This is a genomic window from Mucilaginibacter kameinonensis (genome assembly GCF_003675385.1).
In the GTDB taxonomy this organism is placed as follows: domain Bacteria; phylum Bacteroidota; class Bacteroidia; order Sphingobacteriales; family Sphingobacteriaceae; genus Mucilaginibacter; species Mucilaginibacter kameinonensis.
The window spans coordinates 15,603-28,713 of record NZ_RCWZ01000004.1 but is presented as its reverse complement, the minus strand read 5'-3'; the positions used below and the strand labels follow the sequence as shown (position 1 = coordinate 28,713).

Sequence of the window (13,111 nt, the reverse complement as noted above, 5' to 3'; positions counted from 1 at the left end):
TGATAGAGATGTAGGCATTTTTATATGAACACTTTTAAAAAGCAATTTGGAATACCGGACAGTGAGCCGGTTGAGTTTTTAAACATACCACTTGATTCTGATATTGAGTTGTTTATTGATCCGTTTTTGATAGCTAACAATAGAGGGCACAAAACTTTTAATGATATTTATATTCAATTAAAGTCCTTTTTTGAAAGACTTAACAGAGATTTTATTGTTACCAACGATAGAATGCACGGTTTAGAGTATCTTGATAAGCTGCATGAGCCTAATGAATATCATCTGGGGTATTCAGCTTCTAACAAAGGAGCTGCAATATCAGATACAAGAGCAGAGACAATTTTTGACGCGTTAAGAAACAATAGATTTGCGCGTGGAGGGGTTAGTCTAACTAATGAAGCTCACAATGTACTTCTGTTGGTGACCGGAATTGGTCAGGACATAATGTCCGACACAATAGCAAATGTTTGCAGAAATATTTTCGCAGATTTTACATATCGGCAATGTTTAAAGCATGGTATTGCGACGGCGGCGTATCAAAGAGATTATTTCAATGCGACAACAAAGATTTGGGAACTGCAAGAGTTTAACTTGCCAAGCTATATGGGCAAACCCATCATTCTATTGCCGCAAAAAATAATATCTTCTACAAGAAGCTACGTAAATCACTATAATTATTTCGTAGCGCACAATTGCATTGCTAAGGATATTTTGAATGGAAACATTACAACCACTCAAAATGGAAACTTCGTTAAAACTTTAAGTGACGGAACCCGCATCGCGATTATTAAACGGATATATAAAGCTTATCGTAAGTTAAAGGGGGATTTAATCGATTTTGTAATAAAATATAAAGGATCGCTTGAAGATTTTTTAGATTATGCAAAGGAACACTATCCTGCTGTAGACTTCAGTGGCATTTATTAAATTATCAATCTATCAATAGTGGGTAGTTAATATACTACCCACTATTAAAAGCAATCCTTGTTTGGAGCAAGTATATATAGTTGGAAAAGGTGTGTATATCTGTAGTCTTGGAGGGACAATATTTATAACAAAATGGCATTTACGGAACAACATGAATAAGGCATTACTTTAGAAAAGTCACGAGTACCCCACATCTCAACCTTACCCTTATACTCTCGCCAGTAAAAAATGAAAACAGTGAGGTGAACCTGTATTTTAAGCCTTAATAACGGTGTCACTATTCTGTCAGTGTCTTTTGAGATTGTGGTGCTGATTTCAAAAAGTAGTTTAGTGTAACTCCTTTAAAAATTAAGTAATTGATTTATAATGATTTGTGGTTAATATTTTTGAAAAGTGTTAACCCGCGTTAACCCTGTTTAAATGTATTTGCCGTTAACTTATCCCAAAAAACTTACGAAGTTTCGAAAGCTTCGTAAGTTTAGTTTGAGCCAACCGTTTCCCAAACCTTTTGCCTTTCAGCTTTCTCCTTTAACCTAAACCTTAAACACCCTTTCACCTTCCCCTCTTTTTTTCATACTTTTGCGCATCCTTTCAAATAAAGCAATATTACATTGGAGCACCAGGAATTAACTACCGTTGAAACCGCTAAAGATCTGGGCCTTTTACCCGAAGAATTTGAACGCATAAATGAAATATTAGGACGTGTGCCCAATTTTACCGAACTTTCTATTTTTTCGGTAATGTGGAGCGAACACTGCTCATACAAAAATTCAATTACATGGCTTAAAACTTTGCCTAAGGATAGTCCGCGGATGTTGGCTAAAGCTGGTGAAGAAAATGCCGGTCTTGTTGACCTTGGCGATGGCATTGGCTGTGCCTTCAAAATCGAATCGCACAATCACCCTTCGGCCCTTGAACCATATCAGGGTGCTGCTACAGGCGTGGGCGGTATCAACCGCGATATTTTTACCATGGGCGCAAGGCCTATCGCGCAGCTTAACTCCCTGCGTTTTGGTGACTTAAGCCTCGACAAAACCAAATGGTTAGTTAAAGGTGTAGTTAAAGGCATCAGCCACTATGGCAACGCTTTCGGGATTCCAACCGTTGGCGGCGAATTGTTTTTTGACGATTGCTATAATGTTAACCCGCTGGTTAACGCTATGTCGGCCGGTATTGTTAAGGCTGGCGAAACCGTTTCTGCTACATCATACGGTGTAGGCAACCCGGTTTATATAGTTGGTTCGGCCACAGGTAAAGATGGTATCCACGGTGCCGCCTTTGCTTCTAAAGATATTACCGAAGATTCGGTGAACGACCTTCCTGCTGTACAGGTGGGTGACCCTTTCCAGGAAAAACTGTTACTGGAAGCTACCCTTGAGGTTATTAAAACCGGTGCCGTTGTTGGTATGCAGGATATGGGCGCTGCCGGTATCATCTGCTCAAACTCAGAAATGAGCGCCAAAGGTGAGCACGGTATGCGTATCGATCTGGATAAAGTACCAACGCGCCAGGATAACATGAAACCTTACGAAATCCTGCTTTCTGAATCACAGGAGCGGATGTTGATCGTGGTTCATAAAGGTCGCGAGAAAGAAGTTGAAGATATTTTTGATAAATGGGACCTGAACTGCGCCATTATTGGTGAGGTTACCGATACCCAGCGTTTAGAGTACTTTATGCATGGCGAAAAGGTTGCCGATGTACCTGCCGATGACCTGGTGTTAGGCGGCGGTGCCCCGGTTTACCAACGCGAATACCGCGAGCCTGCTTACTTTGCCGAAAACCAGAAATTTAATATAGATGATGTTGCCGAGCCTGCAAATCTGGTAGAGGTTGCCGAGCATTTGGTTGGTCATCCTAATATTGCATCAAAACGTTGGGTAACCGACCAGTACGATAGCATGGTAGGTGTACAAACCATGACCGCCAACCGCTCATGCGATGCAGCCGTTGTTGCCGTTAAAGACACCGACAAAGCCATCGTTTTAACTACCGACTGTAACTCGCGCTACGTATACGCCGATCCTTATAAAGGTACCGCCATTGCTGTTGCCGAAGCTGCACGTAACATTACCTGTGCCGGTGGCGAGCCTGTGGCCATTACCAACTGCTTAAACTTTGGCAATCCTTACATTCCTGAAGTTTACTGGCAGTTTGTAAGCGCTATTAAAGGTATGGGCGATGCCTGCCGCAAGTTTGAAACTCCTGTTACCGGTGGTAATGTAAGTTTCTACAATCAGTCTGCTGATGGTGGTTCGGTATTCCCTACGCCAACTATTGGTATGCTGGGTGTGATGGACAATGTAGATAACATCATGACTGCTGATTTTAAACAACCGGGCGACCTGATCTATCTGATCGGTGAATCGGTTAATGATATCGCGTCATCACAATATCTTGCTTCATGGCATAAAATAATTAAGGCACCGGCTCCGTATTTCGATATCGATAAAGAATACGATATGCAGCAAACCGTTAAAGAACTGATTAGTCACAGAGTGGTTGAATCGGCCCATGACGTTGCTGACGGCGGTTTATATATTGCCCTGTTAGAGTCGTCAATGCCTAACGGCCTTGGTTTCGAGATCGCTTCTGACGATAGCATCCGTAGAGATGCTTTCCTGTTCGGCGAAGCACAAGGCAGGGTAGTAGTAAGTGTTGCTCCCGAAGAGCAGGAGCGTTTTATTGAGGTAATGGCAACCAGCGAAGTAGAGTTTACGCTGTTGGGTACTGTTACCAATGGTGCTTTAACAGTTGATGAAGAAGCCTTTGGTCATGTTACCGACCTGAAAATGGTTCACGCAAATATTCTTCACGGTATTTTAGGCGAATAATGTTAAAACTTAACCGCATACATCATATAGCTATCATCTGTTCGGATTATGCAAAATCTAAACAGTTTTATACCGAGGTACTCGGCTTAAAAATAGTTCGCGAGGTTTATCGTGAACAACGGCAATCATACAAGCTTGATCTGGAAGTGGGTGACCTCTACCAGATCGAGCTCTTTTCTTTTCCCGATCCACCTGCACGTCCGTCGCGCCCCGAAGCTGCAGGTCTGCGTCATTTAGCTTTCGAGGTTGATGATTTGGATGAGTCGGTAGCACATATATCATCTTTTGGTATAGACATCGAACCTATCCGTATAGATGAACTTACCGGCAAACGTTTCACCTTTTTTGCCGATCCGGACGGTTTGCCGCTGGAATTGTACGAGATTTAGTGTCGGTCATGCCGAATTTATTTCGGCCCCCCACGGGACAAGTCCGCTTTGTTTTTAAATAACTTTTGTTAGTATTAACAATCATTGGCCCGCTCAATTGCCGCGGGGGGGGGGCTTTGTTCTTTTGTCTTGATACAAAAGAACCAAAAAATCAAGTCAGCAGATAGGCTTCTTTGCCGCACCGGCCAACCCACATGCCTTTGCTCGGCCTTTGCCCTGCAAACCGGGTAGAACCACGGGCTGCAATTATTTTGCCCCGCTTCGCCCACACGTTTCCGGCCCTCTGCAAAAACTTGCTATGCCCCTGCAGCCGCACAGCCCACCATTGTTCTACCCGCTTTCACCCGAAGCTTACCTGCTGACGGTAAAGGGAAAGAGGTAAGACTTTAAGAGTCAAGAACCAAGACAGCAAGAGTCGGAAGTAAAATAGTTGAATAGAGAAGAAAGCAACTTAAAACCATGTCATTGCGAGGCACGAAGCAATCGCACGGAAGCATAGCCGCTCTGTATAGCTACGAGATTGCTTCGTGCCTCGCAATCACATGTTATTAGAAAAGCAAAAGCGCGTCGGCCCGGCAAAAAAGCGGGCCAGGGAGTATGGCCTGTGGGTTGAAGCATTTTTTTGCCTTGATGTTTGGTTACTTTGCATCTAAGGTAAAGTAACTGGCCCCGCCCGGCCAAGAGGGCGACGATGTAAGTTATATAGCAGGAATCTCTTTAAAACCCCGACCAATGGAATAAAACAATAACTTCGCCCTCATGTTCCGTTTCAAACAATTCAGCGTTGACCAAACCGGCTGTGCCATGAAAATCAATACCGATGGGGTATTACTTGGCGCTATGGCCGGCGAAGGTGAGCCGTTAAACATTCTGGATATAGGCACCGGAACAGGCGTTATAGCCCTAATGCTGGCCCAACGATTTACCGAGGCTAAAATAGACGCTGTTGAGATTGACGAACAAGCTGCGGGAACAGCAACAAACAACTTTAGCAATTCGCCTTTTGAAAGCAGGCTAACACTTTACGCAAAAGGGTTTGAGCAGTTTTTTGAAGATCATCCCGAAAAGAGATATGACCTCATCGTATCGAACCCGCCATTTTATATCAACTCCCTGCAATCGCCGGGGATTAAGACAAATTTGGCAAAGCATGCTGCCGATGGCTTTTTTGAAAGGCTGATATCAATACTCGCAACGCAGCTTGTGGAGCAGGGGACTTGCTGGTTGATATTGCCCGTTGATACCGCTGAACTGGTTAAGAACCTGGCGGTACAGCACAAGTTGTATCTGCAAAAAATAATTACGATACACTCCTTTAAAGATGATGCCGCACACCGAGAAATACTTGCTTTCGGGAGGAGCGTTGCTCAGCCAATTTCTGAAAGTTTTGTTATTTACAATGAACCAAAAGTATACACTGAAATGTACAGGAATGTACTAAGAGATTTTTTGACCATATTTTGAGTTCCATCTTGAATCTCTACTCTTGATTCTTACCTCTTACAGCTATCTTTACCCACATGACCCGTATAGGCCTTATTTCCGATACCCACAGCTACCTCGACGATGCCGTTTTTAAACACTTTGAAAATTGTGACGAGATCTGGCATGCAGGAGATTTCGGAACCATCGAGTTAGCTGACAGGCTTGCTGCTTTTAAACCCTTAAAAGGCGTTTACGGCAATATAGATGGGAAAGATGTAAGAATAGTTTATCCCGAGCACTTACGTTTTAAATGCGAAGAAGTGGACGTATGGATGACCCACATTGGTGGCTATCCCGGCAGGTACAGCCAAAATATCAAAGCCGAAATTTATAGCAATCCTCCCAGGTTATTTATCACCGGGCATTCGCATATCTTAAAAGTGATGTTCGATAAAAAGATCAATTGCCTGCACATGAACCCCGGCGCGGCTGGCAAGCAAGGCTGGCATAAAGTACGTACCCTGTTAAGGTTTAATATCGATGGCGATAAAATCCAGGATCTGCAGATTATAGAACTTGCAGGATAGAAAAATAAAATATAAGAAATGTCATTTCGATAGAGCTGAGTTGGATTGTGTGTTGGGGCGAAAGAGAAATCTTATACGCTCTGTAAGGCGATTATGCAGGGTGTATAAGATTTCTCCTCACGCTTCCGCTCAGTGCCTGCGCTTTGTTCGTCGAAATGACATTGGGGTTATGTAAGTAAATTGTGATTAGATTACATCATTCCAGCCCTGGCATTCTCAGCCTCAAAAACAGAGTCGATAAGCAGTGGAGGACGTTTGCCGGCTGCCACAGCTAACTGGTCGCAGCGCTCATTTTCCGGGTGCCCATTATGGCCGCGCACCCAGGTAAATTTAATTTTATGAATCTTGCTGATCTCTAAATAACGCATCCACAGGTCTTTGTTTTTTTTGCCCACAAAGCCTTTTGCTACCCAGCCGTTAACCCAGCGTTTTTCGATGGCATCAATCACATATTTAGAGTCGGAAAAGATCATGACATCCTGGTTGGGAGCCTTTAACGCTTCTAAGCCTTTGATAACGGCCAACAGTTCCATCCGGTTGTTGGTAGTTTTACGAAACCCTTCAGATAGCTCCTTGTAATGCTGTCCCGAACGCAATATCACACCATAACCACCCGGTCCCGGATTACCACTTGAAGCACCGTCTGTAAAAATTTCGATCATTTAAATTAGTTCATGGTTGATGGTTCATAGATCATAGCCAGGAACCGGATTAATATCAAGCTTCAAAAATAACAAACTTTGCCTTATCCTCTAAAACTAATGGACTAAAAAGCGACCATGAACCATGATCTATTATCTATCAACTTTTTTAATCTTCAACCTCAATGAGTTCCCTATCACCACCACATCCGAAAATGCCATGGTAAGCGCACCAACCATCGGGTTAAGGAAGCCCATAGCAGCTACAGGGATGGCTATTATATTATAGGCAAATGCCCAGAAAAGGTTTTGTTTTATGGTGAGTAGTGTGTGCCTGCTGATCTGTAAAAACTTAATCACCGAGTTTAAATCGGTATTTAACAGCACCACATTGGCCGACTGGATAGCTACCTGGCTGGCATCGTTCATAGAAACGCCTACGTCGGCATGGGTTAGGGCAGGAGCATCATTGATACCGTCGCCTATCATAATGGTTTTGCCCTTTTGCTTATAAATGTCAATTGCTTTGAGTTTTTCTTCAGGAAGCCTCTCGCCGTGAACCTCTTTAATACCTAATTGATTGGCCACTCTAAGGCACCGGTCTTTTTTATCGCCACTCAATAGCACCGGGATAATGCCCATTTGTTTTAGTTGGGTTATGAGCTCTGCAGCTTCGGGTTTTATTTGGTCGTCAACAGCAATTTGTGCCATCAGTACCTGGTTTTTGTAGAGTGCGAGGTTAAAATGACCATCATTACCGGCTTTTGCTGTACCTAAAAAGTAATGATTCCCTTCCACGTCCTCAGCACGCATGCCCAGTCCTTTTTCTTCTTTAACCGATTTTAAAATGAGCTTTTGCTGTGGCAGGCCTTTTAAGCCGTTTACAAGCGATTTGGCTATCGGGTGATTGGAACGTTCCTCAATGGTAACAATCATACCCCTGATGTGTGCTATATCGGCCCCGTCCTCGATACTGATTTCATTAACCGTGAACTTCCCGGTTGTGAGGGTTCCCGTTTTATCAAATACTACATATTTTGTATTGGTAACCGCTTCAATGGTATCGCCGCCTTTTACAAGAATACCATTTTTGGCTGCTCTGCCTAAACCAACCATAACCGCGGTAGGCGTAGCCAGGCCCATAGCACATGGACAAGAAATTACCAGTACGGCTATTGCGTTCATCATAGCATGCTGAAAGCCGGCATTGCCCGCAAAATAGGTAAGTATAAAAGTAACAAGCGCTATTAGTATCACTGCCGGTACAAATATGGCAGCAACCTTATCACCCAATTTTTGAACCGGTGGTTTAGCTGCCTGGGCTTTTTTCATCAGGTCGATAATTTGAGCGAGGATAGTATTTGATCCAACACGAGTAGCCAGCATATGGAAATTACCATTAACCAGTATAGTGCCACCAATAACCTTATCATATTTTTGTTTTTCAACCGGGATGCTTTCGCCGGTAAGCATAGCTTCATCAACAGAACCCTGACCGGAAAGCAGCTCGCCATCAACCGGGATCTTATCACCCTGGTTAACCAGCAGCGTATCTCCGGGGCGTACATCTTTGGCATTGATTACCTCAATGCTGCCATTTATGATCCTGTTAGCATTTACTTGCTGAAACTTGATCAGATCTTTTACCGCCGAAGTAGTTTGACTTACCGAGCGTTTTTCAAATACATTGCCAAGTAACACCAGTGTTATAATGGTTGCACAGGTTTCATAAAACTGGTATTGTGGCCCCAGGTTACGTACTGTGCCGATAAGGCTATAAATAAATGCCGATGTTGAACCTACAAAAATGAGTACATCCATATTAGGAATGCCTCCTTTAAGCGAGCTGATAGCACTTTTACCAAAATGTAAGCATCCAATAATAAAAACTGGCAGGCACAATAATAACTGAATGATTGGCTGATGCAGAAAATGCCAGGGCAATATCATGTGCAGCAAAAGTGGAGTGGTAAAGATGGCGCAGAAGATAAATTTGTTTTCAACCCGCTCATAAAATGGCACCGAATGGGTGCTGAGGTCCTCAATAACTTTAAATCCTAAATTTTCTATCCCTTTTTTTATTTCAGGCAGCTTTGCTTCGTCGCTGGTAGAAAATTTCACCTCTTCGCCGGCAAAATCAACCAGGATATTGTGTAAGCCCTTTTTTTCGAGGAATTTATGGACAGACATGGCACAGTTATTACAATGCATGCCGGTCACATTTAGTTCTATCAATTGCTCAGCCATAGTTACAAAAATACTTATTAAGCATAATCATTCTAAATTAAACGGGTAAGCTTAATGTAATTTTAAAAAAGAGTTTGCAATATCCCGGGAGATTTCTATTTTTGCACACTCGAAAAACAAAACGGTAGGCATAGCTCAGTTGGTTAGAGCACCAGATTGTGGTTCTGGGGGTCGTGGGTTCGAGCCCCATTGCTTACCCGCTTTTCTAAGGCTCATTTACATACGTAAATGGGCCTTTTTTTATGCCCGGAGGGTAGCTTTTACAATATAAAGGATTGTCATACGGTAGCAAGTAGAGTATATTATAACATAACGCGGGCAAAGAAACTGGTAAATTGATCAAATATTCTTTTATATTTGTTTGTATGTCAAAAGGCTTGAAGTTATTTTTCGGAATACTAACTGTGTTTATCCTTTCAGGATTAACAGTCAAGTCTTATGCCGCTTCCGCGCCAACCACTCACTCATTTACCCTGAAAGCGGCAGCACTAAAGTATGCCGGGCAATCAGCGCGGGAGCTTTGTGGTGAGGTATTACACAGAGGGTTTAATTTTCAGCAGCAACTGAATTATTCGCCGGATTTACATGCGGAGGCTGCTACAATGCAGCAGGCTAATCTCCAATATCCGGTACTCGCCAGTACGCCCCAAATTTCATCTATATATAAGATTCTGTATCACAGGTTTCTCCTGTATCCTTTTCACGCCTTCTGGTAGTCATTGATATTTTGTGTGGGTATTGACGTTTATTTTTCTGTGATAGACGATAACACCGTTCAATCTTAATTTACTGACTAATTTATTACCGCATAAACCTGGCGTTATGAAAAGAAATTTGAAAAGAAAATTTCATGCACAAGTAGCGGTCATGCTGAAAAGAGAACTTCGGGAGGAAGCTGAAGTTTATTTCCAGGATATGATCATTAAAGTCAAGATGCCCTTAGCTGCAATTGAGTCCAGGCTGGGCGCGATCCTGCTGCAGATACAACGATTGGTAGAAAAATATTTTCCCGAAAGACAGGAGGATATTGCTTTGCTGATCAGAGATGGCGGCAGCCGCTATGAAAACGTTTTTAAGATCTGGAAGCCGGCGGCTTAAGATTATTAAAAAAAACTATTTTTTTACTATAAAAAAATATCGATGAATAAACAACATTTAACGGCAGGAACGCTGCTGCGTTACACCGGAAAACCATTTGAAGGACTTGATCCGCAATCGCCCCAGGCCGAATTTCTTGGTTATGACAGCAATGGCTGGACGGGGATCTGGATTAACTACAAAGGACAGATTCGTTTCATTTCTCTATCCGATGTTGAAGTTGATAACGCGATAATTTAATATAATGATCCAAGACCATTTGCTTGTTGTGCTTGCTTTGTTGTTCACCACATCCATGCTGGCCTTGCTTAGTAACAAACTAAACGTGTCGTACCCGATACTGTTAGTTCTTGCGGGATTGGTGATCAGCTTTATACCGGGTGTTCCCGTGGTAAAGATGGATCCCAATATCATATTTGCGGTGTTCCTGCCGCCGTTGTTATATTCGGCAGCATGGAACACCTCCTGGGCCGAGTTCTGGCGGCTACGCCGCCCGATTGGGTTGCTGGCTTTCGGCTTGGTGATATTTACGGCTACGGCTATCGCTTTTTTTGCGCGTTGGCTTATTCCTGATTGCTCGCTGGCGCTCGGCTTTTTACTGGGTGGTATAATTTCACCACCTGATGCTGTTGCCGCAGCCTCCGTATTTAAGGACCTGAAAGTACCCAGCCGGATCGTTGCCATATTGGAAGGGGAGAGCCTGGTTAATGATGCATCAAGTCTTATCGTTTTCCGTTTTGCGCTTGTAGCGATCTTTACCGGGCAATTTACTTTTTGGCAGGCAACGGGTAGTTTCTTTTCTGTGGTTATCATGGGCGTATTGATTGGCCTGGCGATAGCGCATGTGGTTTATGCTATTCACCGGTTTTTGCCAACCACACCAAGCATTGATACGGCGCTAACGCTCATTGCCCCATACCTCATGTACCTTTTGGCAGAGCATTTTCATTTTTCGGGCGTACTGGCGGTTGTTAGCGGAGGTCTGTTTTTATCCTTCCGTTCATCTGATATTTTTTCTTATGATTCCCGCCTGCAAACAATTACGGTATGGAATGTGGCTATCTTTTTATTAAATGGTGTGGTATTCATCATGATTGGCTTGCAATTGCCGGGTATAATCCACGGAATTGAACATTACTCTTTGTCCGATTGTATTGTTTTCGCGGTCGCGATTAGTGTGTTGTCGATAATTGTCAGGTTGATCTGGGTTTTTCCTTCGGCTTATTTACCGCGACTGTTTAGCCGCCGGATTGTAGAGAAGGAAGGGCCGCTTAGCTGGAAACCGGTGTTTGTGATTGGATGGAGCGGGATGCGGGGAGTAGTTTCGCTTGCATCGGCGCTTGCCATTCCGCTGACGCTTGCTGATGGGACTGCTTTTCCGCACCGTAACCTGATCCTGTTTATCACTTTCGCGGTTATCCTTTTTACGCTTGTGCTTCAGGGATTAAGCCTGCCGCTGTTACTACGAGTGTTAAAACTGGAAGTTATAGAAAACGATGCCAGCCAAGAGCAACAGATCAGGCACCGTTTAGCTACAGCGGTCATTGCTTATCTTGATGACAATTGCAGCCATGAGATTGAGGCTAAGCCGCTGTTTCGCCGTGTAAAAGAAAAATACGAGCGCATGGCCGAGATAGCCGAAAAACAATTAAACGGTGAAGAACAAACACCTGCTTTTATTCATGATTACCGGCAAATGCTACTGGAAATTATTGAGGTTAGGCGTGGCGAGTTAAAAAAGATGCACCGGAACAAGGAGTTTGCTGATCATCTGATCCGGGCAAGAGAACGAGAATTGGATCTTGAAGAGGCGAGAACCCGCAAAAACTAATGTTTAAGATGTTTTACAGATTATTTAAACTGCTTACAGTAACCGGTTTGCTGTTCTTGGCTTTTACAGCGAAGGCTGGTAGTGGTGCGGCGAAAGCTCACGTGTCGGGGCATATTGTAAAACAGCACTTTCATATCCAATTTGAAAGTCTTGCGGAGGAAACCTCTCTGGCTTCTATTTTAATTAGGGAGGCCCCACCAACTCATTTTATTTCGCATCCGGCCTTCGTTGCAGATCAACTTGCCAATCTGTTTAGTGTTCCTGAGGCCGCACGTTCATGTAACATAATCTTGCGCAATTGTCAAATACCTCGCAGGGTTCTGCTGATGCTCTTTCCCTTCCATGTTTTTTGGTGATATCACTAAGTTTTCCGCTATAATCAACGAAGCGTACGGCTTCTTTTAAACTTATTTAGAAAATTTTAGTATGACTCACATTTTAGAAAACTCCCTGATTGCAGGAGGGTTGGTGACGCTTTTTAGCGTGCCGTTTTATATTATCGCCAAGCGCTCAAAACAGAAGCAGCAGAAGTTGTTGGAAGATAGATTACTGCGCAAAGCGGCCGACCTGAGCCTCGAGCTTACCAGGTATGAAACCCTTAGCAATAAGATCATAGGCTGGGCCAAGCCAAGTAAAATACTGTTACTGACCCATGTTTCACAATCCGAAGTTGAAGTATATAACCTGACAAAAGCCGTGAGAACTTATGTGCTGAAGACCATGAACGGCACTTCGGTACGTTCAATTTCATTGCAGATAGCCGATGCGCAAAACAGGGTACTCGATACTCTTCCCTTTTATCAACAATTTCAGGACAATGAAATGAAACTGAAACAATTTGAAAAACAGGCGAAGGATTGGGAAACATTGCTCAATTCTTATTTGGGGCGATAAAGAAAGCCTTCCCGGATAAGGGAAGGCTTTTTTATTATATGTATAAGTTCGTGATTTTTGGATATTCATTAAGAACGGTATTTACTTAAATTAAAACCTGCAATAGTTACTTATGGCATTCGGCAAAAAGCTGTCAGTAATTTAGCAGAGAATATAATAGACCAACTTTGGGTTTTATTTAACATGCCAGATTTGATCAAATTGGCGGTGATAGGATGATTTAAATTTTTATTTCGGT

12 protein-coding genes and 1 tRNA gene are annotated in these 13,111 nt (G+C 43.1%); 11 read left to right on the top strand and 2 right to left on the bottom strand.

The genetic code is table 11. The features are described 5' to 3' along the window. Positions 1 to 24: 24 nt before the first annotated feature. The 5 genes from EAH55_RS18520 (at position 25) to EAH55_RS18500 (ending at position 6,162) form a co-directional block, all read left to right on the top strand. Complete coding sequence (locus tag EAH55_RS18520; RefSeq protein ID WP_121810959.1) at positions 25 to 927, top strand: hypothetical protein; 903 nt, start codon at positions 25 to 27, stop codon at positions 925 to 927. Between the two features lie 611 nt (positions 928 to 1,538). Further along, positions 1,539 to 3,761 (top strand): phosphoribosylformylglycinamidine synthase subunit PurL, encoded by a 2,223-nt coding sequence (gene purL / locus EAH55_RS18515; protein ID WP_121810958.1) that lies wholly within the window; start codon positions 1,539 to 1,541, stop codon positions 3,759 to 3,761. Beyond that, positions 3,761 to 4,150 (top strand): SMU1112c/YaeR family gloxylase I-like metalloprotein, encoded by a 390-nt coding sequence (gene gloA2, locus EAH55_RS18510; RefSeq protein ID WP_121810957.1) that lies wholly within the window; start codon positions 3,761 to 3,763, stop codon positions 4,148 to 4,150. Before purL ends, gloA2 begins: the two co-directional genes overlap by 1 nt. A 759-nt stretch (positions 4,151 to 4,909) precedes the next feature. Beyond that, positions 4,910 to 5,614: a tRNA1(Val) (adenine(37)-N6)-methyltransferase gene (locus EAH55_RS18505; RefSeq protein WP_121810956.1), complete on the top strand. Its 705-nt coding sequence runs from the start codon at positions 4,910 to 4,912 to the stop codon at positions 5,612 to 5,614. A 56-nt stretch (positions 5,615 to 5,670) separates the two neighbouring features. Then, on the top strand, positions 5,671 to 6,162 hold the full coding sequence (locus EAH55_RS18500; protein ID WP_121810955.1) for a metallophosphoesterase family protein: 492 nt from the start codon (positions 5,671 to 5,673) through the stop codon (positions 6,160 to 6,162). A gap of 191 nt (positions 6,163 to 6,353) precedes the next feature. Here the strand turns inward: EAH55_RS18500 and rnhA are convergent, their stop codons facing one another. After that, the gene (gene rnhA / locus EAH55_RS18495; RefSeq protein WP_112575182.1) at positions 6,354 to 6,824 is read right to left on the bottom strand and encodes a ribonuclease HI; all 471 of its coding nucleotides are present in this window, start codon (positions 6,822 to 6,824) and stop codon (positions 6,354 to 6,356) included. Between the two features lie 132 nt (positions 6,825 to 6,956). After that, the gene (locus tag EAH55_RS18490) at positions 6,957 to 9,050 is read right to left on the bottom strand and encodes a heavy metal translocating P-type ATPase (protein WP_162996946.1); all 2,094 of its coding nucleotides are present in this window, start codon (positions 9,048 to 9,050) and stop codon (positions 6,957 to 6,959) included. 124 nt (positions 9,051 to 9,174) lie between these two features. Here EAH55_RS18490 and EAH55_RS18485 point away from each other — a divergent pair. From EAH55_RS18485 to EAH55_RS18455, 6 genes are all read left to right on the top strand, one after another. Continuing rightward, a tRNA-His gene (locus tag EAH55_RS18485) sits at positions 9,175 to 9,248 on the top strand. 167 nt (positions 9,249 to 9,415) lie between these two features. Then, positions 9,416 to 9,766, top strand: coding sequence for a hypothetical protein (locus tag EAH55_RS18480; RefSeq protein WP_121810953.1), 351 nt, complete (start codon positions 9,416 to 9,418; stop codon positions 9,764 to 9,766). 106 nt (positions 9,767 to 9,872) lie between these two features. Beyond that, on the top strand, positions 9,873 to 10,148 hold the full coding sequence (locus tag EAH55_RS18475) for a hypothetical protein (RefSeq protein ID WP_112575188.1): 276 nt from the start codon (positions 9,873 to 9,875) through the stop codon (positions 10,146 to 10,148). Positions 10,149 to 10,190: 42 nt separating this feature from the next. After that, positions 10,191 to 10,388 (top strand): hypothetical protein, encoded by a 198-nt coding sequence (locus EAH55_RS18470; RefSeq protein WP_112575190.1) that lies wholly within the window; start codon positions 10,191 to 10,193, stop codon positions 10,386 to 10,388. Positions 10,389 to 10,392: 4 nt separating this feature from the next. Next, the gene (locus EAH55_RS18465; protein WP_121810952.1) at positions 10,393 to 11,979 is read left to right on the top strand and encodes a Na+/H+ antiporter; all 1,587 of its coding nucleotides are present in this window, start codon (positions 10,393 to 10,395) and stop codon (positions 11,977 to 11,979) included. 426 nt (positions 11,980 to 12,405) lie between these two features. Continuing rightward, positions 12,406 to 12,873: a hypothetical protein gene (locus tag EAH55_RS18455; protein ID WP_112575196.1), complete on the top strand. Its 468-nt coding sequence runs from the start codon at positions 12,406 to 12,408 to the stop codon at positions 12,871 to 12,873. The last annotated feature ends 238 nt before the right edge of the window (positions 12,874 to 13,111 follow it).

Coding starts and splice junctions, on each gene's coding strand:
- EAH55_RS18520 (WP_121810959.1), top strand. CDS start 25: ATGAACACTTTTAAAAAGCAATTTGGAATACCGGACAGTGAGCCGGTT.
- gloA2 (WP_121810957.1), top strand. CDS start 3,761: ATGTTAAAACTTAACCGCATACATCATATAGCTATCATCTGTTCGGAT.
- EAH55_RS18505 (WP_121810956.1), top strand. CDS start 4,910: ATGTTCCGTTTCAAACAATTCAGCGTTGACCAAACCGGCTGTGCCATG.
- EAH55_RS18500 (WP_121810955.1), top strand. CDS start 5,671: ATGACCCGTATAGGCCTTATTTCCGATACCCACAGCTACCTCGACGAT.
- rnhA (WP_112575182.1), bottom strand. CDS start 6,824: ATGATCGAAATTTTTACAGACGGTGCTTCAAGTGGTAATCCGGGACCG.
- EAH55_RS18490 (WP_162996946.1), bottom strand. CDS start 9,050: ATGGCTGAGCAATTGATAGAACTAAATGTGACCGGCATGCATTGTAAT.
- EAH55_RS18480 (WP_121810953.1), top strand. CDS start 9,416: ATGTCAAAAGGCTTGAAGTTATTTTTCGGAATACTAACTGTGTTTATC.
- EAH55_RS18475 (WP_112575188.1), top strand. CDS start 9,873: ATGAAAAGAAATTTGAAAAGAAAATTTCATGCACAAGTAGCGGTCATG.
- EAH55_RS18470 (WP_112575190.1), top strand. CDS start 10,191: ATGAATAAACAACATTTAACGGCAGGAACGCTGCTGCGTTACACCGGA.
- EAH55_RS18465 (WP_121810952.1), top strand. CDS start 10,393: ATGATCCAAGACCATTTGCTTGTTGTGCTTGCTTTGTTGTTCACCACA.
- EAH55_RS18455 (WP_112575196.1), top strand. CDS start 12,406: ATGACTCACATTTTAGAAAACTCCCTGATTGCAGGAGGGTTGGTGACG.